Consider the following 23,612-nt stretch of genomic DNA (forward strand, 5'->3'; position numbering starts at 1 on the left):
CCTTTCGCATCCACCGGATGACTGCGAAGCGTCAATTGGCCGCCAGCAATGGGTCAAGACGGCTGCAAAGCGCTTGCAGGACAGCCGCGACATCGGCATCTGGTCGCCAGAGACCATCGAGGCCAGCGCGAACGGTCTGTTGCAGCCGGGCAAAATTGAGAACCTGCTGCGTCGATTGACCGGTGGCGACGCCGCGAATGACCACGGCCTCTATCTGCTCGCGCGACAGCAATGGGTTGGCGGCCGCAAGCACATCGGCGGTCAGCAGGCTCTTCCGTGCTGGCGGGAAAAACCGCGCGAGCTTGGCTACATTAGGCTTCGAGGAGAAAAACGCCAGGAATTCCGCTGCGAGCTTGGGATTTTTGCCGCTGGCCATGACGCCAATGCCTGCTCGACCTGTAACGGCATAATCGCCGGCAGGCCCCGTGGGCAACGGCACGAGATCCCAGTCGAAGGCCTTGTCGCCTTTCGGCAGCAGCGATGCGCGGCTGATCTGGGTGGTCGTCATCGCCGCATCCCCGGCAAAGAAATCGGCCGAAACGCCTGGCCCCGGCATGGCTTTCTTCACGAAGATCGCATCGTGGATGAAGCGCATGGCGTCAACCATCTCCGGGCTGGCAAAAGCGCAGGACTTGGTGTCTTTCGACCAGGGATAGGCATTCCAGCCGGTATAGACCTCGGCAAGATTCTCCCACGCCTTGTATTCAAAATCACGAATGATCAATCCCTGTTTGCCGGTCGTCGCGACTTTTGCCGCCGTCGCAATGGCATTGTCCCAGTTCCATTCGCCGGCAGCGATCATCTCGGCGGGCGTCTTTGCACCTGCCGCCCGGATCATGTCGTTGTTGACGAAGACGCCGAAGGGAGATGTCGAGAATGGATAGAGATATTGTACCCCTTCATACGACCAGGCGGTGAGCGTTGCCGGGGGGAAGTCGCCCATGTCGTAACCTTCGGTATTGGCAAAGGTTTCGGTGAGGGGATAAAGCGCCCCTGCCGCCATGAAGTCGGGCGCGGTCGTGTCGAACAGCCAGGCCAGATCGGGGGGATTGCCGCCGGCGATCTGGGTGGTCAGAGCGGTGGCATAGCCTTCGTAGGCAAGCGAATCGTAGGTGATCTTGACGCCGGGATGGCTCGCCTCGAACTCATCGGCGATCTCGTTGAACAGGGCCAGATGGGCTTCGTTGGCGCTCCAGATGGCCATCCGCAATTCCTGCGACAAAGCTGGCGAAACCAGCCCGGATGTGACCAGAAAACCGGCCACTGCAATTTTCACTATACTCCTGCGCATGAACAATCCTCCCAAATTATACGTATTAGCTAGTAGCCGCGAATATCGGGCCAATGGCGCTCCACCCCTTGGCGTTCAATGTGGGTATGAAACTCCGCCAGCCGCTTTTCATCGGCATGCACGCCATGCGGGGTCTCGCCCTTGTCGAGGCAATAGGCCGCCAGCATGCCGGCCACTTCGCCGATGTTCCACTCGACTGGATGCAGCCTGTAGCAGCCATTGGTGATATGCGTCGTGCCGATATTCTTGGATGCCGCCAGCAGGTTCGTTTTGTGGCGGGGAATAAGGGCACCCAGCGGAATCTCGAATGGGCAGGCGCCGACATCGATATAGTTATCGCCGCCCGTCGAGGGGTGCAGGTCGATGCGGTACATGCCGATACCGATGCTGTCCGGATAATGCACCGCGCCGCGATCGCCGCGCACCGCAAGCGACAGATCCTGCTCGACCACCGTGGTCAGGGCACGAATGCGACGGCTTTCACGGATATAGGGCGCCATGGCCAGGCCATGTTCCGTGCCGGTAATGTCGCCGCGCAGACGCAGGCCCGGAAAGCCCTGACCGCCATCCGGGCGAGGCGCCTCGGTCTGCATCCAGTAGAACATGGAATAGGACAGACTAGCCGCATCGGCCAGCCGCTCGGCATATTGTTCTGGGGTAACATCAATGATCGGTGCCTCGAAATAATCGATCATCGGCCAGTTCACGAGGCAGATATCGCTGGCATAGGCACCGGGTCGAAATGTATGGCGGGCGGCAATACGGCGGAATATCCAAAGGCTCATATCGCCGGCGCTGTGACGCTGGTCTGCAACGTCGCGTGTTGCGTTGTCGGCTGGGTTGGGATCGAAGAACCGGCGACTGCGCTCCAGTGTGCGCGGATTGGGCGAGTGCCAGCTCAATAGCGGGCCGCCCCAAAATTCGGGGGCAACCTGACGCCAGTGCTCGTACCGGGCAGGTTTGTCGATGACATGATTGCCGTCAACCTGATCGACGGCAAAGCAGATCGAGACGGCCTGCTGATTGTGGGGTTGCGCCTCCGCCGGTGCGCTCGGCTCGCCGGTTTCGGATTGGGCTTCGAAACCCGTGACATAGTCGGTTGCGGTCAGCGGCAGCAGATCGCCCAATTCGGTCGCGTCGATAATGTAGCGGGCCGAGCAGGAAATGAGATCGCCCGTATTGCAATGGCGCAGCGTCACGGCCCGCACGGTGTCGCCGTCGACGTCTGCGGCGATCGGCTCATAGGGCTTGAGGATGGTCAGCTTGCCGCCGGCCGCGTAAGGGGCAAGCATTGCCTCCATCACCGCCAGCGAAACGCGTGGTTCGTGGCACAGGCGAGATACGTTGCCGTCACCGGGGTTGAGTGTCAGATCCGCCCGGGCGGTGTCCGTCAGCGGATAGTGGTCGCGGTAATATTGCCGCACGCCCGTGCGCAAGGCGCGATAGCTGGCTGTGATCCCGAACTGCTCGACCCAGCTGTGCTCGTCGGGCGGCACGGCCTGACTGGTCAGCTGGCCGCCAATCCAGTCGAATGCTTCTGTCAGGATAACGCTGCGGCCGTTGCGCAGGGCCCCAAGCGCCGCGGCCACGCCGCCAAGCCCGCCGCCAACCACAAGAATATCTGCATTGTATTCTCTCACGTCAGGTTCTCTTTCCTTAAGTTGGGCCTTGATTTGGGGAGCCGAGCGTTTCGCCCGCCACGATGTCGCAGCCCAGCAGTATCTGTCGTACAGGGCCGGGGGGGCTGGTAAGGGTTTCGACCAGCATGGAGGTCGCCTGCCTGCCCATCTCTTCGCGGGGGATGGCATAGGAGGTGAAGACGCGTTGCGACCGGAGCGTATACGTGCGTGTGCCGCTGCCCAGCACCACGATGGAAAGATCGCCGGGGACGCTCACCCCCTGGGCGCGGGCCTGATTGTCGAAGACCACCGCTTCGGCCACTTCGGCAAAAAAAACGACGCTCGCTCCGCTGGCGCGAACGGCAGCCAGTTGCTCGGCCGGATCGCCATTTTCGCTTTCGTGGGAATAGACCAACTCCGCCGCGCCCTCGATTGCGGCGAGAAAACCACGCCAGCGGTCGCTGATGGATTCCGCCGGGCCCGTCGCACCGATAAAGGCGAAGCGGCGATGCCCGGCGACAAGCGCCTCTCGGACAAGAGCATGCGTGGCTGTCACATAGTCCGCGCCAACATAACGCACCGGCCCGCCGGCATCGTCACGACGACCGACTGCAACATAGGGGTAGTCACCGGCAACCAGCTGGGCCAGTTCATCGCGGTCGAACTGACTGCCCAGAATCAGGCATCCGTCTGCAAGTCGAAGCCGCCCCGTTTCCCCGAAGATACGCTTGCGCCCGTTGTCGTCGCGCGCCGCAGCCGTCATCAGCAGAAGGTCGTAGCCCAACCTCTCCGCTTCCTCCTCTATCCCCATCAGAAAAGGCGTGTAGAAATCCGCCTGCGCAATCGGGAAAGCCGGCTGATAGGTAAAAACACCCAGAATCCGATTGGCGCCCTTGACCATGCTGCGCGCGATGGGGTCCGCCACATAACCCGTGTCCCGAATGGCCTTCAGCACACGCTCCCGCGTTTCAGGCGGGATACGGCCCTCAGCGGATTTCGCCTCGTTGAGCACAAGCGAAACCGTCGCCTGGCTGACCCCCGCGAAGATCGCAATGTCCCGTTGCGTCAAGCGCCTAACCATCGAAACCTCGTTTCCTTCTGGCTGCTAATTCGTATTAGCTGCTTATGCGTATAAACAGTGTTTGCGAGGGGATGTCAATAGTGAGGTACTCCGGAGGATGTGGTGGTTCCGGCACATTCACTCCAGCTTCCGCGCGGCCCGTCACCATTAGACAGTCTTTCCGGGATATTTCGCTTAGGGCCACCTGAAACATGACTATCCATGTCACCGGAGTGCGCCTGCGAGCCGGATGCAATTCATGAAAGCCGGAAAAGTTCAGAGACAGAGAGCGGTCTAAAAGCCGGTTACGGGCAACAATAAATTACAAAATCTTCATTGCAGGTCACTCATTCCGAAGCTTAGATTTTATCGGGGGGAGAAATGAGAGAGCAATGTCGAACCTGGGTAGCCTCATATCCCTTTTTGTCTTCGCGATAAGCATTTTCGCCTTCTATCGATGGATGTCGGATGACATCGGCACGGAGAACAGGAAGTCGGAATCGAGATGGTGAGTTTTTGGGTCCCCACAGATACCGCAGTATCCGAGATAAGAAACCGGGTGGCGAAAATCATCGGCGAGCAGCTCGGAATAGCTGATGATAAAATCGTCGATACAGCTGATTTTTCCGAAGATCTGAATGCCGATTCGCTTGAGGTCGTTCAGATCGTCATGGAGATCAAGAGGAATTTGGCATCGAAATTCCCGATGCTGCCGCAGACAGTCTTTCCACTGTCGGTGATGCCATTCGCTTCATTCAGTTGGCAACCACTTAGTTGATCTGGAAAGAGCGCGTTTGATATGGCGATAATCAATCCATTCATGCACTTTCTTCCCGCCGTTGTCGGCGCCTATGTCCTCTACAAATTCATCCTCTATTTGCTCGGCGCCGATTAGGCGCCGGCCATCGCTTCCGTGCCTTGCGGCTGAACTGAAATAAATTTCACTTCATAAAATAAAATTCAAACGGCATTGACGGCCGCTCGGTTTCCGGCTATCCCAATTCCCATGCAATAAATTACATCGAATAAAATTTATTGCGGACTAAGTCATTGTCCTTGGGAGGGGAATATGTTGGCTTTTCTGAAATCGACCGCTGCCGCGGGTGTTTTAGCCGTGGCGATTGCCGGTGGGGCCGGTTCGCAGGCCGCCGCCGCGGGCAAATTTGCCTGCGAGCCGGGTGAAACCTATGTGATGAACGTGATGGTTTCCAGCCACCCCTATTGGGTGCCGGTCTTCGAGGGGTTCAAGCAGGCCGCAAAGGCGCTCGGCTGCGAGGCCGTTTTCACCGGCACCCCGGAATATGACATCACCAAGCAGATCGCATCTTTCGAGCAGGAACTGGTGAAGAAGCCGAAGGGCATTCTGCTGCATCCGATGCAGGCCGATCCCTTTATCGAACCGATCAACAAGGCGATCGGCTCCGGCGTTTCAGTGACGACTTTTGCGGCGGATTCTCCGAAGTCGAAGCGCACCGCCTATATCACTTCGGACAATGTTGCCGAGGCGAAATTCGCGGCCGATGAAATCGTCAAGAAACTTGGTGAGAAAGGCGAATATGCCGTTCTGGAAAATCCGGGACAGAGCAATCACGATCTGCGCGTCACCGCTCTCATCGACTATATGGGGCGCACCTATCCGCAGATGAAGCTGGTCGGTCGCCAGGCGACCAATCAGGATTCGAACCTTGCCTACCAGGCCGTTGGCGCATTGTTGCAGGCCAATCCCAATCTGGGTGCCCTGTGGATTCCCGAAGCCGGTTCGGCCGAAGGCGCGACTGCTGCGGTCCTTGAGGCGAAGAAGAAGGTCCTGATCCTGCATGCGGATATCACCCCGGCCACGCTGGAACATATCAAGCAGGGCAATATCTACATGTCCATCAATCCCAATCAGGGTGTGCAGGGCTTCATGGGTTTCATGAACACGTTTCTGGGCGCCCATTCGGACCTGATCGACCCCTTCAACGACTACAAGGTTTCCGGCTTCAACCCGATGCAGGTTCCTTCGATGGACAATGGTTTCGCTGTCATCACCAAGGCGAATGCCGCTTCCTTCGATCTCAACGACTATATGAAGGGCCGCTGACGCGTCGCTCTGGACCCGGCGGGGTTTGCACCTCGCCGGCCACAAGGGGAAGCAGGTTCGGGAGGGCGTTATGGGTGAGGTCATCCTCAGCATGACGAATATTCACAAGGCGTTCGGCCCCGTGCGGGCGCTGCGCAATGCGGCACTCGAGTTGCGGCGCGGCGAAATCCATGCGCTGGCCGGTGAAAACGGCGCCGGCAAGTCGACGCTGATGCATATCATCGACGGCATTCTGCAGCCGGATGGCGGGGAAATCGTGCTGGATGGCAAACCGGTCAAGATATCCTCGCCCAATGCGGCGAACCGGCTTGGCATCGGTTTCGTGCATCAGGAGATCGCGCTCTGCCCGGAGATTTCCGTCGCCGAGAACATGTTTATGTCGCAGACGGGGCAGAGCCGCTCCTGGTTCATGAACTATCGCGATCTCGAAAAGCGGGCGGCAATTGTGCTGCGGGAAATCGGTGATATCGATCCCGCCCGCCGGGCCGGAGACCTGTCGATTTCGCAACAGCAGATCGTCGAAATCGCCAAGGCGCTGACACTCGATTGCCGCATCCTGATCCTCGACGAGCCGACGGCGGCGCTGACCGAAACCGAAGCCCAGACGCTTTTCAGGATCATGCACCGGCTGGCGGAACGGGGCATTGCCATCGTTTATATCTCGCATCGTATGGCGGAGATTTTCGAACATTGCGACCGCATCACCGTGATGCGCGACGGCTGCCATATCAGGACGGAGAATATTGCCGATATTTCCCCCGAGGAAGTCGTCAACAGCATGGTGGGACGGGTGCTCGACAAGCTCTACCCGCCAAAGCTTTCGGAGGATGAAAAATCGGATGACGTCATTCTCTCTGTGCGGGGCCTGAACGAAGGAAAGCGGGTTTTCGATGTCGATTTCGATCTGCGCCGCGGCGAAATCCTGGGGCTTGCCGGGCTGATCGGCGCGGGGAGAAGCGAGATCGCCCGGGCGGTCTGCCGGCTGGAGGGGAAGCCGAGAGGCGAGGTTGTGCTGCGCGGCCGGCCGCTGAGGCTCAAGGATTATCGTGACAGCATCCGCGAGGGGCTGGTCTATCTGTCCGAGGATCGCAAGGGGGACGGGCTTTTCCTCAACATGTCCATCGCCTCAAATGTCTCTGCGCTCGATATCGGCAGGGTATCGAACGGCATGGGCTTCATCGAACGGCGCAAGGAAATGAAGCGTGCCGATGAGCTGGGACGCCGGCTGAAATTGCGGGCGAACAGCATCGGCGATGCGGTATCGACCCTGAGCGGCGGCAACCAGCAGAAGGTGGCGCTGGCGAAGATGCTCTCGGTGGAGCCGGAGGTCATCTTTCTGGATGAGCCGACACGCGGGGTGGATGTGGGCGCGAAGGCGGAAATCCATCGCCAGATCCGGGAACTGGCGCGTGAGGGGGTCGGTGTGGTCGTCATCTCTTCGGAACTGCCGGAACTTATCGGCGTCAGCGACCGCGTGCTGGTCGTGCGCGAGGGTCGGATTACGGGTGAGGTCGAGGGCGACGACATGACGGAGGCAAAGATCATGCAGCTCGCATCGATCAATATTGTGCATAGCCCGGAAAGGGCCTGAGGGAGCGGGAAAATGGCAACATCGGAAACACCTTCGGGCATAGCTGAGACGGCGGTTCGCCGCACCACCTGGTGGGAGCCGGCGCTCAAGGCGCGGGAAACCGGGCTGATCGTCATCATCCTCGCGCTTTTTGCGGTGATGTCCTTCATATCTCCGTATTTCCTGACCGTGGACAATCTGCGGGCCATGGCCATGGTCTTCGCCATCGAAAGCATCGTCGTGGTGGGCATGACGATCCTGCTGATCTCTGGCGGTATCGACCTTTCGGTCGGCTCCGTCACCGCACTTGCGATGGTGGCGGCTGGCTGGCTCTTCCTCAATGGCGTCGACCCATGGGTGGCGGCGGGGCTGGCGATCTGCCTTACGACCTTGATCGGCATGGCCATGGGATTCCTGACGACGGTGATCGGGCTGCATCATTTCATCGTGTCGCTGGGTGTCATGGTGATTGCGCGCGGTGTGTGCCTGCTGGCGACGGGCGGGCGGCCGCTTGGGCTCTATTCCCTGCCGCCGGAATTCAAGTTCATCGGTCAGGGCGCGCTTGGCGGCATTCCGCTGGTGCTGATTATCTTCGCGGTGGTGGTTGTCGTTTTCGATCTGCTGCTGCGACGCACGAGCGCCTTCCGCAAGGTGTTCTATACCGGCAGCAATCCGAAAGCGGCGGCCTATTCCGGTATCCGCGTCGGCCGGGTAGTGTTTGCCACAACCACGCTTTGTTCGATGTTGTGCGGCGTTGCAGGCGTTATCTATATGGCCCGTTTCGGCTCTGCCCAGCCAAGCTTCGGCGTCGGCATGGAACTTAACGTGATTGCGGCTGCGGTCATCGGCGGCGCGAGCCTTTCGGGCGGCTCTGGCACCATTCTCGGCGCGATCCTTGGGGCAATCCTTCTTTCGGTGGTTTCCAGTTCGCTTGCCTTGCTCAATGTGTCTGTCTACTGGCAGGACATCATCAGGGGCAGCATATTGCTCACTGCGGTCCTGTTCGACCACTATCTGGTCAGGCGCCGCCGTTGAGCGCCCTTCGCTCGCCCGAGGGTAACTGGAGAAAGACGACCATGCTGGATATCAAGGACGATTTCGATCAACAGAGGCAGATGTATTCCGTCCTGGTGCTGCATTTCATCGAGGGTGTGAAGCAGTCGGAAATCGCCGAGCGGCTCAATCTTTCCCACACCAAGGTGAACCGCATGATTGCGGCCGGCCGCAAGGCGGGCATGGTGAAGATCACCATCGCCAGCCCCTATCAGAGGCTGGTGGACCTCGAAAACGAGATTACCCGCCGTTTCGGCCTCAGGCAGTCGGTGGTGACGCCGACGGTCTCCGATAATCCGGAAACCGCCTTGCAGATGGTGGGTCGGGTGGCCGCCAACCATTTGCTGGAGACCATTCGTGACGGCGATGTGATCGCGATTACCGGCGGCAAGGCGGTGAGTGCCGTTGTCGACAATCTTGAGGCGGAGCGTCGTTTCGATGTGCGGGTGGTGCCGCTGACCGGCGGCGTGCAGGGCAAGCACTATACGGATGTCAATCATCTCGCCACGCAACTGGCGGAGAAGCTCGGCGGCAGCGCATCGCTCGTTCATGCGCCGCTGTTTGCCGAGGATGAGGAACAGCGCGATCTGCTGATGAATGTCGCATCGATCCGTGAGGTCTTCGATCTGGCCCGGCAGGCGCAGGTGGCGCTGGTCGGCATCGGCTCCGTGGAGGCTCCTGGCTCCGGCTATTACGATCTTCTGCCGGATGCGGCCCGTGGCGGGCAGGCGCTGGTGGATGCGGGCATTGCCGGCGAGTTTCTCGCCCATCTTACCATGGCGGACGGGCAGCTGGCGCGCATCGATCTCAACTCGCGCGTGGTGGCGCTGGACCCCGGGCAGCTTGCCCGGTGCCCGAATATCATCGGTGTGGCGGCAGGCGCCATCAAGGCCGGACCGGTGGCGGCCACGCTTGCCGGCCGCTATCTAACCTCGCTCGTCGTGGACGAGGCGATAGCCGGCTATTTACTGGATCACGAAGGAGGGGAAACCGCGTGACGGACAATGCAATATTGACCCGGACGATCGGCAGAAGCGGCATCGGCGCATCCGCCGTGGGGCTCGGCACCTGGGCCATCGGCGGCTGGATGTGGGGCGGCACCGACGAGCGGCAATCCATCGCCGCCATCCAGGCCTCCATCGATGCGGGTATTTCCCTGATCGACACCGCACCGGCCTATGGCATGGGGCTTGCGGAAACCATCGTTGGCAAGGCAATTGCCGGCAGGCGCGAGGAGGTGGTGCTGGTTACCAAATGCGGGCTGGTCTGGCATGTGAATGAGGGTGCTTATTTCTTCCATCAGGATGGCAAGCCCGTTCATCGTTATCTCGGTCCTGCCTCTATCCGTTTCGAGGTCGAAGAAAGTCTGAAACGGCTCGGAACCGATTATATCGATCACTACGTGACCCATTGGCAGGACGCCACGACGCCTATTGCCGAAACGGTCGGGGCTTTGGTGCGGCTGAAAGAGGAGGGGAAGATCCGCTCCATCGGCGCAAGCAACGTCTCGCCCGGCGATCTTGAGGCTTATATCGCCACCGGCGCGCTGGATGCCATTCAGGAAGAATATTCCATGGTGAAGCGCGATATCGAGACGACGCTGCTGCCGCTTTGCCAAAAGAACGATGTCTCGGTTCTCAGCTATTCGTCGCTGGCGCTCGGTCTCCTCTCGGGCAAGGTCGGGCCTGAACGGGTCTTTGCGGACGACGACCAGCGCCACGGCAACCCGCGCTTCAGCCAGGCGAACCGTCAGAAGATTGCTCGGCTGATGGGCGTGCTGGAACCGGTGGCGGCCGCCCACAGGGCTTCGGTCGCGCAGGTGGTGATCGCCTGGACGATTGCACAGCCGGGCATAACATTCTCGCTCTGCGGCGCGCGCGATCCGGCCCAGGCGGTTGAAAACGCCGCGGCTGCACATCTTCGCCTCACGGAGAGTGAGCTGGCGCTCATCAATGCCGGTGTCGCGGAGCATCTTGTGGGGCTCGATACCTGATTATGTAGGCTGAGACGGGACTTCAGGCGAACAGCGCATCATTTTCGTCCCGTCTCTCACGTCGCTTTAAACGGTCAACAACATTGGGACGCTGGTCATCCGCCAGCGAACGGTATTTCTATGCCCAATTTTCGCGAGGACGCTCTGCGCCGCATCCGGCTCGATGGTGATTTCGATGCCGTCGTGATCGGCGGCGGCATCAACGGAATTGCCGCCTATCGCGATCTCGCCTTGCAGGGGCTGCGGGTGCTGCTGGTGGAGCGCAACGATTTCTCCTCCGGTTGCAGCGCCGCGCCGTCGCGCATGATCCATGGTGGCCTGCGTTATCTCGAAAACGGTGAATTCGGCCTCGTGGCAGAATCGTTGCGGGAGCGGGATGCGCTTCTCAGGCTCGCGCCGCATATGGTTCATCCGCTGCCGACCACAATCCCGATCTTTTCAACTTTCAGCGGCCTGTTCAACGCGGCGGCAACCTTTGCCGGTTCCGGCGGAAAACCCGCAAGCCGTGGCGCTCTCGCCATCAAGGCGGGTCTGATGCTCTATGATTTCGTCACCCGCAAAAACCGTATCCTGCCCCGTCACGCCTTTCGCGGTGCGTCCGGGACTTTGCAGGATTGGCCGGATTTGACGCCGGAAATCAGATATTCGGCTACCTATTACGATGCGTGGATAAGCCAGCCCGAACGGCTTGCACTGGAGCTTCTGATCGACACCCATGCCGATGCGCCGCAAAGCATTGCGCTCAACTATGCGGAGCTTGTCCGTCTCGGCGACGCGTATCGTCTTCGGCTGGAGGGCATGGATGAAGCCCTGCCTATCCGCCCAAAGATCATTGTTAATGCGACCGGCGCCTGGATCGACGAGACGATTGGCACGCTGGCTACACCCGCGGCGGCGGAAATAGCAAAACCGACCGTCTCCGGAACCAAGGGATCGCATCTGATCATTGCGAATGAGGCGCTTTTGAAGGCCCTGAACGGCCATATGATCTTCTTCGAGAATGACGATAATCGCGTCTGTATCCTCTTTCCCTATCTCGGCCGGGTTCTCGCGGGCTCAACCGATATCAAGGTGGATCGCCCCGAGCGGGTGCGCTGCGAGCCCGAGGAACGGGATTATATTCTGGACGCGATCCGGCAGGTCTTTCCGCAGATTGCCATTACCCATTCCGACATCGTTTTCAGTTTCAGCGGCATACGTCCGCTGCCGCGCAGCGATGCCGCCTTTACCGGAAGAATTTCCCGCAGCCATTTCATCCATCGCGTTGCGGGCGATCCGCCGCAGCTCTGCATGATCGGCGGCAAGTGGACCACTTTCAGGGCTTTTGGCGAACAGGTGACCGACGAGGTTCTGGCCTTTTTTGGACGCCGGCGGCTGACCGGCACCCTGGACCGCCCGATCGGCGGCGGCAGGAATTTTCCAACCGGTGCCAGCAGCCTGCCCGCCTTGCTGTCGGAGGAATTTTCGATTGCCGGAGAGCGGGCGGAGCATCTGGCTCTGGCTTACGGCTCCCGTGCCTTCGATCTGATGGGCTTTTGCCGGGGCCGTGCGGATGATGTGCGGCTTTCGGAAAAATCGCCGATCACGGCCGCGGAGGTGGTCTGGCTGATCCGCTTCGAACACGTGCGCCACCTGACCGATCTCGCCCTGCGGCGCACGACGCTCGCCATCACCGGCGTCATCGATGCCGATCTGATCGACGAGATCCTCGCCGTTACGGCCCGCGAGCTTGGCTGGCCGGCCACCCAGGCGGCGGCGGAACGGCAGCGGCTTATCCATGAGCTGGAGACTTTTTATGGAGTCACGCCGGCAATGCTTCAACACAGATGCAAGGAGAATGCATGATGATGCGGATTTCGAAAAAGGCGCGCATGAACCGGCTGTTCCGCAATGGCGGTTGCCTGGATGTGGCCATCGATCACGGGGTTTGCAACGAACCGAGCTTCCTCGTTGGGCTGGAGGATATGGCGCAGACCGTGGACAGGCTGGCCGAGGCCGGTCCCGATGCCATCCAGATGGCCTATGGGCAGGCGGATCTGCTGCAGCAGAGGCCGGAGCGCGACAAGCCGGCCCTCGTCATGCGTATCGACATGGGCAACCCTTACAATTCCACGCGCCACAGAACCATGTGGTCGCAGCTCCAGAACCATCACGATCCGATCATCGGTGCGCTGGAAATGGACGCCGCCTGCGTCGTCGTGAACCTGTTCATGCTGCCGGATGAGCCGGAGCTGTTTCGTCAATGCGTCGAAAACATCAGCCGTGTGCGGGCAGATTGCCATCGTTTCGGCATGCCGCTGATGATCGAGCCGCTGGTGATGCTGCCCAATGATGTGCGCGGCGGTTATCAGGTGGATGGCGACGCCGAAAAGATCGTCACGCTGGTGCGCCTTGCCTCGGAAATGGGAGCCGATATCATCAAGGCCGATCCGACTAGCGATCCGCGCGATTTTCACAAGGTGATCGAAGCCGCGCGGTGCCCGGTGCTGGTGCGGGGCGGGGGGCGTGAGGACTTGCGTAACGTGCTTACGAAATCGGCGGCTCTTGTGGCCGAAGGTGCGAACGGGATGGTCTATGGGCGCAATATTTACCAGCACGACAATCCCAAGGCCGTCGTTGCGGCTTTGATGGCCATCATCCATCAGGGTGCGGGCGGTGAGGAAGCATGGGATATCTATAATCGTGGTTGACAAAAATTACATATTGGGTCTCGATGTCGGCAACACGGTCATCAAGGCCGTGCTGTTCGACACGGAAGGCCGGCAGGTTGCGCAACACGCCATCGACGGACAGTCGACATTTCCTGAGCCCGGCTATGTCGAGCGCGATCTCGAGGAATTGTGGCGGAACGGCTGCGAGGCGATCCGCCAGCTTCTGGTGAAATCGTCCGTCGATCCCCGCAGCATCCTGGCAGTGGGCTGCGCCGGCCACGGCAATGGCCTCTATCTTCTGGACAAGGACCGGCAGCCCCTGATCGGCATCCAGTCGCTCGACAGCCGTGCTGCCGATGTGGCGGCCGAGCTTGACCGGAAAAGCGGAACGCAATTGCAGGCCCGTTGCCTGCAGCGGCCATGGCCTGCGCAAACACCCAGCCTTCTGGCCTGGGTGAAGCGACATGCCCCCGATCTTTATGCCCGGACCGGCACGGTCCTGTTCTGCAAGGATTTCGTCAATTTCCGCCTGACGGGGTTCCTTGCCAATGATATTTCCGATCTCAGCGGCGCTGGGCTGCTTGCCTTGCCGGAAGCGCGGCTCGACCGCGAGCTTCTGTCGCTTTACGATCTTGAGGACGCGTTCGCGTTCTTCCCCCGTCGCGTGGAATCGGCTGACATCGTCGGCCAGGTGACGGGCGAGGCTGCGGCTGTGACGGGGCTTTCCGAAGGCACACCTGTGATCGGCGGTTTCTTCGATGTGGTCTCCAGCGCCATGGGGTCGGGGGTCATCAATGCCGGGGAAGCTTCCATCATCGCCGGCACCTGGAGCATCAACCAGGTTTTCGCGGACAGGCCGGTCATCAGTCCCGATGTCTTCATGGTCACCACCTTCGGCCGTGACCGCTATGTCAATATCGAATCCAGCGCCACCTCCGCCGCCAACCTCGAATGGTACGTGCACCGCGTTCGCGGCGATCATGGCGACCACGCCTTCGAGCGATGCAACGAATTGGTCGGCTCCGTCTCACCCCGCGCCGACGATCCGTTCTTCCATCCGTTCATTTTCGGCTCGCGGCTGGGTGCGGAATTTCGCGGTGGCTTTTACGGCCTCGCGGGATGGCACGGCGAAGGCCATATGTTGCGGGCCCTGTTCGAAGGGGTGTGTTTCGAGCATCGCCGCCATATCGGCGTTCTGCGCGAAGCGGGACTGCCGGTGGAAAGCGCCGTGATGTCCGGCGGCGGTTCCCGCAGCCAGCATTGGCCGCAGATCATGGCGGATGTTCTGGAAATTCCGCTACGTGTCGCGGAAGCCCGCGAGACGGGCGCGCTCGGCGCGGCCATTGGTGCGGCCGTGGCGATTGGGCTTTATCCTGATTATGAGGAGGCGGTTGCGGCGATGACACGGGTTGCGAATGCTTACCGGCCCGATGCTGCGCAAGTCTCGCATTATCTGCGGCGCTACGGTCTCTATGCAGAATTGACCGCGCAGTTGCGTGGCTTCTGGAGCGCTTTGCGGTTACCGCAATAGTCTCCGGCTTTAGCAGAGCGCAATCGCGCGTCCGCATCGAGCAGAGCCCCTGCGCAGAGCAAAAGTATCTGTGCAGGGGGTGAAGATATCGTGCAATAGTTTGTATATACTTCAATATTGCAACTTTATAAAGTATTGATGTTTTGATATGGCGCTTGAAAAATAGAATTGAAAGTAAATTTTAAACATAACTTCTTAAGCTCACCCTCCAGCCCGGTCGCCAACAGTTGCGCACGCACCCGTAACTCTCGCCACCGTTGCAGCATAGTTTTGGGGGATGGGACATGCTTTTTAAATCGACAACGGGTCGGAATATTTTTGCGGTCGCCGCATGCGGGGTCTTTGCGACGATCGCGGCCTCGGCCGTGCTGTTTTATCGGTCCATTGAGGATACCAGGGCCAACAATCTTGAGCGTATGCGGCAGATCGCCCATAGCGAAGCCCTGGCGACCGAAAAGAATATCGGCGGCACGATCCATATCGTCAACAGCCTCGTCTCGGTTCTGGAATCGATGAAACAGTCAAGCGATGCCGACCGGGGTAAGGCCGATCAGATCATTCACCAGATGCTGGCCAATAACCCCGACATCCTTGGCCTCTGGACCGGATGGGAGCCAAATGCGTTTGACGGCAAGGATGCGGAATTCGCCAACAGGGAGGGGCATGACGCGACCGGCCGGTACATACCCTATTGGGTGCGCAGCGGCGGCAAAATAGGCAATACCGCTTTGACGGACTATGCCACCGCAGGCCCGGGCGATTATTATCAATTGCCCTTCACCCTGAAGAAAACGGTCGTCGTCGAACCCTATTCCTATGCAATCGACGGCAAGGAGGTCCTGATTACCTCGATCGCCAAGCCGGTTATGGTCGATGGCAAACCTCAGGGGGTCGCCGGCCTCGACCTGTCGCTCGATGAAACGAGCAAGGCGCTTTCGGCGGTGCGGCCCATGGGAACGGGTTTCGTCAGTTTGGTCAGCGGCGGCGGCAAGGTCATCAGTCATCCGGATGCGGCGATCATGGGAAAAAGCCTCGCGGACGGCGGTGCGAAGACCGCCGGTTGGGACCAGTTGATTGCAAATCCCGGTGCGGAGCGCGAGATCACCGCACAGGATGGAACGGCGTCCTTCGCCATCGCCTTGCCGGTCATGCTTACCCAGGACATGAAATGGTACGCAATCATCTCGGTGCCGGAAGAAACGGTGTTTGCGCAGCTGCATGCCATGATGCGTGACGCCGCTTTGACCATAGTGACGGCCACCGTCCTGCTGGCGCTGGCGGGATGGTTCATCGCGCGGCGGTTCATCGGGCGCATCGCAAACATCATCGATGAGACCGCCCAGATTGCACAGGGAAATCTTCATCTGACACTGAAGGATATCGGGACAAGGGACGAAATCGGCGATCTTGCCCGCTCTCTCGATGTTCTGCGCGAAAACAATCGGCAGAAGGCCTCACTGGAACAGCAGGCCGAGAGCAACCGCACGCTTGGCGAAGAAGAGCGTGCGGCGCGGGAACGCAGGGCTGCCGATGAGGCGGGCAGCATCCGTTTTGCCGTCGACAGCCTGGCTTATGCGCTGGCGAAGCTCGCTGACGGCGACCTAGCCTGCCGTATCGACAATCCCTTTGTCGAGCAGCTCGACGCGGTGCGTGGCGATTTCAACGGCTCGGCCGGGAAATTGCAGGACGCGCTTCTGCGGGTATCGGAAAATGCCTCCGGCATCGACGCCGGCGCCAATGAAATCAAGGCAGCGTCCGATGATCTGGCGCGGCGAACGGAGCAGCAGGCGGCGGCCGTTGAAGAGACCGCTGCGGCCCTTGAAGAGATTACGACAACGGTAAAAGACGCCGCCAAACGTGCGCATGAGGCGGGCCGGCTGGTTTCCCGCACGCGCATCGGCGCGGAACGGTCTGGTGAAGTCGTGCGTCAGGCCGTGATGGCGATGGAGCGGATCGAGAAATCGTCGAACGAAATTTCCAGCATCATCGGCGTGATCGATGAGATCGCCTTCCAGACGAATTTGCTGGCGCTGAATGCCGGGGTGGAAGCGGCGCGTGCCGGTGAGGCGGGCAAGGGTTTTGCGGTGGTGGCGCAGGAAGTGCGGGAGCTTGCCCAACGCTCCGCCGCTGCGGCGAAGGAAATCAAGTCGCTGATCACCAAGTCGAACCAGCAGGTCGAAGAGGGCGTACATCTTGTCGGCGATACCGGCAAGGCGCTCGATGTCATCGTTGCCGAAGTGCAGGAAATCAACCAGCACGTCGCCGCGATCGTGGAATCCGCGCAGGAGCAGTCATCCGGCCTCCAGCAGATCAACGTCGCCGTCAACCAGATGGACCAGGAGACGCAGAAAAATGCCGCGATGGTCGAGGAGATGACCGCCGCAAGCCACACGCTGGCAACGGAGGTCGATGCGCTGAACCGGCTGCTCGGCCAGTTCGAACTCGGTCAGGGAGCGGACGCTTATCGGGGGTCTCTCAAGGCCGCCTGAATGGACGCCCTGAGCGGCCGTGTCCATCGGCTCCGATGGACACGGCGAGGAAATGGAAGATGGACTTTGTCTGCAAATTGAGCATCTTATTTCCTGCAAGCAAGTAATGGGATGATCAACAGCAGATGGATATCAGGCGCCTGAAATCGTTTATCACGATTGTCGACATGGGTAGCATTACAAGAGCGGCCGATGTGCTGCATATTGCCCAGCCGGCGCTCAGCCAGCAGCTGGCAAGCATCGAGGAGCATTTCCGCCAGAAACTGCTGACCCGAAGCCAGCAGGGCGTGGTGATGACCGATGCCGGCAAGGTCGTCTACAGGCATGCGCAGGTCATTTTGCGGCAGATGGAGCAGGCGCAGGCGGAGGCGCTGGAAGCGGGGGCTGTGCTTTCCGGCAAGGTGTCGGTGGGCCTTGCGCCCTTCAGCAGCGCCGCCACGCTTTCGCTGCGTCTGATGGAGGAAACCAAGCGGCTTCATCCCGGCATTCTGCTGCACATCACGGAAAGCGTCAGCCAGCCCTATAGCCAGATGATCATGAACGGCCGTCTGGAAATGGGTTTGATCCACGGCGTCGGGCCGATCCGGGGTGTCAAGTTCACGCCGCTGTTCCGTGAGGAATTCGTCCTCGTCGTGCATCGCAGCTTCGGCGTGGAACCGGGCGATGCGCCGATCACGGTCGCCGATCTGGCGTTTTTGCCCTTTCTTCTGCCGCCGACCTATAATTTCGTGCGCCGCGCCATCAATCTCGCCTTCACCCGCAGCCGCAAGGATCTGATCGTGATGGCGGAGCTGGAATCGGTCCGGACCATCGCGCGCGGCGTGGATGCCGGGCTTGGCGCGACCATAACGCCCAAGGCCATTGCCGACCGCATCGTCGCAGAATCCAATGAGGACATCGTCGTGAGGCAGATCGCCAGCCCGATGATCGAGGAAACGCTGTCCTTCTGCGTATCGGACAATACGCCGCTCTCCGAGCCCGCGCTTGCCGTGAAGGAGATATTGCTGCAACTGGCGGAGACCCTGAAATAAAAGGGTCCGGCCGGTTCTAAAGCCATGCGCAGCAACGTTTCCCGGTGCCGCGCATGGAAAAGATCAAAGCATTGCTTCCTTGCGGCAGTTCACCAGCAATTCTGCCACCGAAAGATTGTTCGGCAGGCGAAGCAGGGTTTCGACCATTTCGGCGAGATCGTCCGGCTGGGTCATATCCTCGCGGCTGACTTCCGTTTCGCCGACCGTCATATCGGTTGCGATATAGCCAGGGCAAAGCGCGGTGGCGCGCACGCCGCTGTCCCACAATTCCTGCCGGATGCCGTGGGTGAGGGCGACGACAGCGAATTTCGTCATGGCATAACCCACATTTGACCCCACGCGGCGTCCCGCCAGCGAAGCGACATTGATGACCCTGCCCTGTCCGGTTTTTACGAGATGGGGAATGGCGGCGCGGGTTACCCTCAGCGGACCCTTGACGTTGATACGCCACATCTGGTCGAGGCTTTCTTCGCCCGCATCCATGACCCGGACCTTGGGGTTGATGCCGGCGCAATTCACCAGCCCGTCGATCCGGCCATATCTGGCGGCAACGGCGTCAACCCAGGCCTCCGCCGAACCAGCCTCTTCCGCATCGTAGCGATCGGCCGAAAGCCGGTCCTTCACCGCAACGGCGGCCGGATTTCGCGCTCCCGCCGCCACCGTGAAACCCGCTTCGTGAAGCCTTTTGGCGATCGCAAGGCCGAGACCCCGCGATGCGCCGGAAACCATGATGACACGGCCACTTCCTCCCAACATGCTGTTCTCCCTATTTCATTCCATTGCAGAATTCGGCGATGCGGGCGCAGCCTTCGGCAAGGTTTTCCATGCTGGTGGCATAGGAAAGCCGGAAGAAGGGGCTGAGGCCATAGGCCGCGCCCTGCACTGTCGCAACGTGATGTTCGGCGAGAAGCGCCATGACGAAATCGGTATCGTTCTCGATCTTCGTGCCGCCCTTCGTCGTCTTGCCGATCAGCGCGGCAATATTCGGGAAGATATAGAAGGCGCCTTCCGGCTTGTGGCAGCGAAGCCCCTCGATTTCCGAAAGCTTGCCGAGCACGAAGTCTCGGCGCGTCTTGTAGATATCGGCGCGCTCCTTCAGCAGATCCTGCGGGCCGTCGAGAACCGCGACGGCGGCAGCCTGCACGATGGTCGCGACACCGCCGCTGTTCTGGGTATTGACGTTGCTGATGGCCTTGATGAGATCCTTCGGGCCGCCGCAGAAACCGAGACGCCAGCCGGTCATGGCATAGGCTTTCGATGCGCCGTTGACGGTCAGGACCCGGTCATAGAGGCGGGGTTCGACTTCGGCGATGGTGCAGAATTCGAAGTCGTCATAGATCAGGTGCTCATACATATCGTCGGTCATGATCCAGACATGCGGATGCCGCAGCATGACCTCGGCGATTTCCGTCATTTCCGCGCGGGAGCAGGCGGCGCCCGTCGGGTTGTTGGGGAAGTTGAAAAGCAGCCACTTGGTCTTCGGGGTAATCGCGGCTTCGAGATCTTCGGCGCGCAGGCGGAAACCGTTATTCTCCGGGCAAACCACCGGCACGGGCACGCCGCCCGCGAACTTCACGATATCGGCATAGCTGATCCAGGACGGCGCGGGAATGACGACTTCATCGCCCGGGTCGCAGGTAGCCATGATGGCGTTGAAGATGATCTGCTTACCGCCGCCCGCCACCAGAATCTGGCTCGGATCGTAGTCGAGATTATTGTCGCGTTTGAACTTCCGCTGGATCGCGGCCCGCAGCGCCGGGGTTCCGTCGGCTGGCGGATATTTCGTGTCGCCGGCAAGGGCCGCCGCATGCGCCGCCTCGACCGCGTGGGCAGGCGTCGGGAAATCCGGCTCGCCGGACGACAGGCTGATGACCTTGATGCCCTGAGCGGCGAGATCGCGCGCTTTCTGGGTCATGGCGAGCGAAGCTGACACGGTGACGTTGTTAAGGCGTTGGGCGATAGTGGGCATGGATTATTTCCGATTGTAACGGTGAAGGCAGGCATCGTCGCGACGCCAGTGCATGACAAAGAGGTTACGGGAATTTTCCGCTATTTCCCCAATACGACTTCGATGTGACGTCATACGGGATTTTGATGCATAGCCCGCCAAAACGGGGTGGGCAGTCCATATGCGTATGCGATGACCTCAGAGGAATAAAATATTATGCAGCCCGTCGGCTTAGCCCCTAAGCTCGGCTTAACAACAAGGGAACGACGCGTCGGGCAATGTTACCCAGAGAGGTAACCGGCGCGAAAATGCAGAAATATGCGACAGGCGCCGGCAAAAGACCGTATGCCTCGACAGGGAGCACACCCAGCAAATTCTAGTCATAGGGTCTGGACGATCTCGTTCGGCTCAAAGCGATGCCTCGTGCCGTATTCAACGCGACGGGAGTATAGATGTCGGATATTGCGATCATGGAACCACATGCCCCGCCACGCCGCGGAGTTTCCGGCTGGAAGGCCCTCGAGCGTCGGCTGTTTTCGCCCGGCATCCTCATCCTGCCGCTGCTGATCTTTCTGCTGATCTTTTTCTTCTGGCCGGCGGTTCGGCTGATGAGTTTCAGCGTCATGACCCAGAATTCGCAGGGGCTGATCGGCTCCCCCTTCACGCTTGCCCATTATGTCAGGTTTTTTGAGGTCGATCTTTACCAGAAGGTGCTCTGGGCGACGATCCGCATCAGCCTGATCACCTCAATTCTTGCGGCGATACTGGCCTATCCGGTCGCGACCGTTCTCGTGCGCGGCAATATCGTCACGACCCGTATCATCACACTAATCGTGATTGCGCCGCTGGCCGTCAGCGTCGTGGTGCGCGCCTACGGCTGGCAGCTCATTCTCGGCAACGGTCCGACCGGCCTTCTGAACTACGTATTGATGAATCTTGGCATCATAGACAGTCCGATGACGCTGCTGTTTTCGGATGCCGCCGTCATTATCGGCTCCCTGCACATTTTCTTCCCGATGATGGTGCTGCCGCTGTCCTCCGCGCTTGGCAAGATCGATCCGAACCTGCAGCAGGCCGCCCGCACGCTCGGCGCGCCGGCATGGAAAGTTTTCCTGCGGATCACCTTCCCGCTCAGCCTTCCCGGTCTGCTAGCGGGTTTCACGTTGGTGTTTTCGCTCGCTTCCGCATCCTACGTCATTCCCGCTCTGATCGGCGGTCCCGGCTCGCAGATGCTTGGCAACATGGTCGAACAGCAGGTTCTCGCGGTCTATGACTGGCCGTTCGGCGCCACCATCGCCACCATCCTCGTTTTCATCGTCATTCTGATCAACGCCGTCTCGATGCGGCTGCTCGGCGGGCGTCGTATCAAGGCAAGCGCGTCATGAACAACAAGCTGACTGGCACTTCCGCCATCGTCTTTTACGCGATCACCGCCGCCATGATGGTCTTCATCCTGGCACCGATCATTCTCGTCGTCGCCATCTCGTTCTCCGACAGTTATTTCGTCACCTTCCCGCCACAGGGTTTCACCTTCCGCTGGTATGCAGCGGTAATGCAGAACGAGGAATTCACCGCTGGTCTCACCTTCAGTGCGGCGCTGGCGGTGGCGACCACCATCCTTTCACTGGCGCTCGGCGTTCCGGCAGCCTTCGCACTCTCCCGCGGAAAATTCATCGGCCGCTCGTTGATGAAGGGACTGCTGCTTTCGCCGCTGATCTTTCCCGTGCTGGTGACCGGCCTGGCATTGCTGCAGCTTTTCTCCGGCTACGGCTGGATGGATACCAAGCTGAAGCTTCTCATCGCCCACACCGTCGTAACGTCGCCCTATGTGATCCGCACGGTGCTGACCAGCCTTCAGCTCGTCAATGTCAGCCTTGAGGAAGCGGCGCGCACGCTTGGCGCCACCCGCTGGAAAACCTTCACGCGGGTGATCTTTCCGCAGATCGCGCCCGGCGTCGCCTCCGGCTCGATCTTCTGCTTCATGGTTTCTTTCGACAATTATCCCGTTTCGATGTGGCTGGCGGATTCCGCGAACCTGCCCGTGCCCATCGTTCTCTATCGCCAGATCGGCACGGTCTTCGATCCTTCGGTCGCGACCATGTCCACCATCATCATTCTTCTGGCGGTGACCGTCGTGCTCGTCCTCGACAGGCTGGTGGGTCTGCGCCGGGCAATGGCTATGTAAATCAACAACAAGAGGGGTACCGGAAATGACAGACAAGACCATCATCATGAAACGGCGCAGTTTCCTGACAGTCACCGCAGGCGCGCTCGCCACACCCTATTTCTACACCGCGGCTTCCGCACAGGACCGCACCATGTATGTCGGCGTCTATAATTCGGCGCAGGGCGGGCTGATCAAGAAGGAAGTGATCCCGGCTTTCGAAAAGGAATATAAGTGCCGGGTCCTGACGACCGAAGGCGCGACGCTCGCCAATATCGCCACGCTGCGCGCCACCCGCGAAAATCCGCAATATAGCGTGATGTCGATGGACGATGTCGGCGTGCCGCAGGCCAAGGAGGAAGGCCTGATCGAGCAATTGCCGGCGGACGAAATCCCCAACCTCAAGAACGTCTATTCTCGCTATCTTTTCGAAGACAATTTCGGCGTCGGTTTTGCAATCTCGATTGCCGGCCTGTTCTATAATCCGACGACGGGCAAGCCGTTCGAAAGCTACGAACAGATGTTCGACAAGAAATATGCCCGCCGCATGCTTCTCAACACACCGAAGAACACCCAGAGCGTTCTGATGCTGATGGTGGCGGCCGCCCTTGCGACCGGCAAGCCGCTGAAGGAAGCGCAATATGATACCGATGCCGGCTGGGCGAAACTCGCCGAGCTGAAGCCGAACGTGCTCTCGATATACGATGCGGAAGCGCAGACGATGATGGTGGCGCAGGGCCAGGCAGATTTCGGCGGCATCGAATATTCCAAGGCGGTTTATCCGCACACCAAGAAGGGCGTGCCGCTGGACATGACCTTCCCGAAGGAAGGCGCATTCACCGGCATCAATTCCATTGCCCTGGTAAAGGGCGGGCCGCACCGCGATCTCGCGCTTGCCTATATCAACCGCATCCTCGATCCCGGTGTGCAGAAGATGCTTTCGGAAGTGACGCTGAGCGCGCCCTCCGTCAAGGGCATCGAGTTCGGCGCAGATACGGCGAAGTTCCTTGCCTACCCGGAAACGAAGATGGAATCGCTCAACCTCTTCACGCCGGACTGGAAATACATCATTCCGCGCCGCGCCCAATGGCTCGAAAAATACAACCAGACCTTTAACGGCTGAGGAACG

The 23,612-nt window shown here is 59.9% G+C and carries 18 protein-coding genes and 1 pseudogene; 14 read left to right on the forward strand and 5 right to left on the reverse strand.

The genetic code is table 11. From position 1 onward, the window contains the following. Nucleotides 1-31: 31 nt before the first annotated feature. Genes PIB16_RS05595 through PIB16_RS05605 form a run of 3 tightly spaced genes read right to left on the reverse strand, consistent with a single transcriptional unit; the run spans nt 32 to nt 3,991 of the window. Nucleotides 32-1,291 carry an ABC transporter substrate-binding protein gene (locus tag PIB16_RS05595; RefSeq protein WP_271045146.1) on the reverse strand — a complete coding sequence of 420 codons (1,260 nt, stop codon included), beginning with the start codon at nt 1,289-1,291 and terminating at the stop codon, nt 32-34. A gap of 29 nt (nt 1,292-1,320) precedes the next feature. Next, on the reverse strand, nt 1,321-2,931 hold the full coding sequence (locus tag PIB16_RS05600) for an FAD-dependent oxidoreductase (RefSeq protein WP_271045147.1): 1,611 nt from the start codon (nt 2,929-2,931) through the stop codon (nt 1,321-1,323). Between the two features lie 16 nt (nt 2,932-2,947). Beyond that, nucleotides 2,948-3,991 (reverse strand): LacI family DNA-binding transcriptional regulator, encoded by a 1,044-nt coding sequence (locus PIB16_RS05605; protein WP_269828843.1) that lies wholly within the window; start codon nt 3,989-3,991, stop codon nt 2,948-2,950. 484 nt (nt 3,992-4,475) lie between these two features. Here PIB16_RS05605 and acpP point away from each other — a divergent pair. From acpP to PIB16_RS05660, 11 genes and pseudogenes are all read left to right on the forward strand, one after another. Further along, a pseudogene (gene acpP / locus PIB16_RS05610) lies at nt 4,476-4,744 on the forward strand (acyl carrier protein). Between the two features lie 295 nt (nt 4,745-5,039). After that, nucleotides 5,040-6,053, forward strand: a complete 1,014-nt coding sequence (locus tag PIB16_RS05615) for a substrate-binding domain-containing protein (protein WP_174040127.1) — start codon at nt 5,040-5,042, stop codon at nt 6,051-6,053. Between the two features lie 70 nt (nt 6,054-6,123). After that, a complete protein-coding gene (locus PIB16_RS05620; protein ID WP_271045148.1) occupies nt 6,124-7,644 on the forward strand; it encodes a sugar ABC transporter ATP-binding protein in 1,521 nt (506 codons plus the stop codon). Nucleotides 7,645-7,656: 12 nt separating this feature from the next. Further along, nucleotides 7,657-8,658 carry an ABC transporter permease gene (locus tag PIB16_RS05625; RefSeq protein ID WP_271045149.1) on the forward strand — a complete coding sequence of 334 codons (1,002 nt, stop codon included), beginning with the start codon at nt 7,657-7,659 and terminating at the stop codon, nt 8,656-8,658. A 41-nt stretch (nt 8,659-8,699) separates the two neighbouring features. Beyond that, entirely contained in the window at nt 8,700-9,674 is a 975-nt protein-coding gene (locus tag PIB16_RS05630) for a sugar-binding transcriptional regulator (RefSeq protein WP_059757988.1), read from the forward strand. Next, nucleotides 9,671-10,669, forward strand: coding sequence for an aldo/keto reductase (locus PIB16_RS05635; protein WP_271045150.1), 999 nt, complete (start codon nt 9,671-9,673; stop codon nt 10,667-10,669). The genes PIB16_RS05630 and PIB16_RS05635 overlap by 4 nt, the downstream gene beginning before the upstream one ends. Nucleotides 10,670-10,789: 120 nt before the next feature. Further along, the gene (locus tag PIB16_RS05640) at nt 10,790-12,514 is read left to right on the forward strand and encodes a glycerol-3-phosphate dehydrogenase/oxidase (protein WP_271045151.1); all 1,725 of its coding nucleotides are present in this window, start codon (nt 10,790-10,792) and stop codon (nt 12,512-12,514) included. Between the two features lie 2 nt (nt 12,515-12,516). After that, complete coding sequence (locus tag PIB16_RS05645; protein WP_065656704.1) at nt 12,517-13,359, forward strand: class I fructose-bisphosphate aldolase; 843 nt, start codon at nt 12,517-12,519, stop codon at nt 13,357-13,359. Continuing rightward, nucleotides 13,352-14,851 carry an FGGY-family carbohydrate kinase gene (locus tag PIB16_RS05650; protein WP_271045152.1) on the forward strand — a complete coding sequence of 500 codons (1,500 nt, stop codon included), beginning with the start codon at nt 13,352-13,354 and terminating at the stop codon, nt 14,849-14,851. The genes PIB16_RS05645 and PIB16_RS05650 overlap by 8 nt, the downstream gene beginning before the upstream one ends. Nucleotides 14,852-15,135: 284 nt before the next feature. Beyond that, nucleotides 15,136-17,340 (forward strand): methyl-accepting chemotaxis protein, encoded by a 2,205-nt coding sequence (locus PIB16_RS05655; RefSeq protein WP_271045153.1) that lies wholly within the window; start codon nt 15,136-15,138, stop codon nt 17,338-17,340. Nucleotides 17,341-17,465: 125 nt separating this feature from the next. Further along, on the forward strand, nt 17,466-18,371 hold the full coding sequence (locus PIB16_RS05660; RefSeq protein WP_078052164.1) for a LysR substrate-binding domain-containing protein: 906 nt from the start codon (nt 17,466-17,468) through the stop codon (nt 18,369-18,371). Between the two features lie 63 nt (nt 18,372-18,434). Here the strand turns inward: PIB16_RS05660 and PIB16_RS05665 are convergent, their stop codons facing one another. Next, nucleotides 18,435-19,127, reverse strand: coding sequence for an SDR family NAD(P)-dependent oxidoreductase (locus tag PIB16_RS05665; protein WP_125145055.1), 693 nt, complete (start codon nt 19,125-19,127; stop codon nt 18,435-18,437). 10 nt (nt 19,128-19,137) lie between these two features. Continuing rightward, a complete protein-coding gene (locus PIB16_RS05670; RefSeq protein ID WP_104679766.1) occupies nt 19,138-20,340 on the reverse strand; it encodes a pyridoxal phosphate-dependent aminotransferase in 1,203 nt (400 codons plus the stop codon). Between the two features lie 449 nt (nt 20,341-20,789). On the opposite strand from PIB16_RS05670, the gene PIB16_RS05675 reads away from it, so the two are divergent. From PIB16_RS05675 to PIB16_RS05685, 3 genes are read left to right on the forward strand one after another with little or no spacing between them, the layout of a single operon-like run. Next, nucleotides 20,790-21,704, forward strand: coding sequence for an ABC transporter permease (locus PIB16_RS05675; protein ID WP_271045154.1), 915 nt, complete (start codon nt 20,790-20,792; stop codon nt 21,702-21,704). Continuing rightward, nucleotides 21,701-22,504 (forward strand): ABC transporter permease, encoded by an 804-nt coding sequence (locus tag PIB16_RS05680; RefSeq protein ID WP_078052160.1) that lies wholly within the window; start codon nt 21,701-21,703, stop codon nt 22,502-22,504. The genes PIB16_RS05675 and PIB16_RS05680 overlap by 4 nt, the downstream gene beginning before the upstream one ends. 25 nt (nt 22,505-22,529) lie before the next feature. Further along, on the forward strand, nt 22,530-23,606 hold the full coding sequence (locus tag PIB16_RS05685; protein ID WP_271045155.1) for an ABC transporter substrate-binding protein: 1,077 nt from the start codon (nt 22,530-22,532) through the stop codon (nt 23,604-23,606). Nucleotides 23,607-23,612 lie beyond the last annotated feature (6 nt).

It is taken from the genome of Agrobacterium sp. ST15.13.015 (assembly GCF_027871645.1).
In the GTDB taxonomy this organism is placed as follows: Bacteria; Pseudomonadota; Alphaproteobacteria; order Rhizobiales; family Rhizobiaceae; genus Agrobacterium; species Agrobacterium leguminum.

Coding starts and splice junctions, on each gene's coding strand:
- PIB16_RS05595 (WP_271045146.1), bottom strand. CDS start 1,291: ATGCGCAGGAGTATAGTGAAAATTGCAGTGGCCGGTTTTCTGGTCACA.
- PIB16_RS05605 (WP_269828843.1), bottom strand. CDS start 3,991: ATGGTTAGGCGCTTGACGCAACGGGACATTGCGATCTTCGCGGGGGTC.
- PIB16_RS05615 (WP_174040127.1), top strand. CDS start 5,040: ATGTTGGCTTTTCTGAAATCGACCGCTGCCGCGGGTGTTTTAGCCGTG.
- PIB16_RS05620 (WP_271045148.1), top strand. CDS start 6,124: ATGGGTGAGGTCATCCTCAGCATGACGAATATTCACAAGGCGTTCGGC.
- PIB16_RS05625 (WP_271045149.1), top strand. CDS start 7,657: ATGGCAACATCGGAAACACCTTCGGGCATAGCTGAGACGGCGGTTCGC.
- PIB16_RS05630 (WP_059757988.1), top strand. CDS start 8,700: ATGCTGGATATCAAGGACGATTTCGATCAACAGAGGCAGATGTATTCC.
- PIB16_RS05640 (WP_271045151.1), top strand. CDS start 10,790: ATGCCCAATTTTCGCGAGGACGCTCTGCGCCGCATCCGGCTCGATGGT.
- PIB16_RS05645 (WP_065656704.1), top strand. CDS start 12,517: ATGCGGATTTCGAAAAAGGCGCGCATGAACCGGCTGTTCCGCAATGGC.
- PIB16_RS05655 (WP_271045153.1), top strand. CDS start 15,136: ATGCTTTTTAAATCGACAACGGGTCGGAATATTTTTGCGGTCGCCGCA.
- PIB16_RS05660 (WP_078052164.1), top strand. CDS start 17,466: ATGGATATCAGGCGCCTGAAATCGTTTATCACGATTGTCGACATGGGT.
- PIB16_RS05665 (WP_125145055.1), bottom strand. CDS start 19,127: ATGTTGGGAGGAAGTGGCCGTGTCATCATGGTTTCCGGCGCATCGCGG.
- PIB16_RS05670 (WP_104679766.1), bottom strand. CDS start 20,340: ATGCCCACTATCGCCCAACGCCTTAACAACGTCACCGTGTCAGCTTCG.
- PIB16_RS05675 (WP_271045154.1), top strand. CDS start 20,790: ATGGAACCACATGCCCCGCCACGCCGCGGAGTTTCCGGCTGGAAGGCC.
- PIB16_RS05680 (WP_078052160.1), top strand. CDS start 21,701: ATGAACAACAAGCTGACTGGCACTTCCGCCATCGTCTTTTACGCGATC.
- PIB16_RS05685 (WP_271045155.1), top strand. CDS start 22,530: ATGACAGACAAGACCATCATCATGAAACGGCGCAGTTTCCTGACAGTC.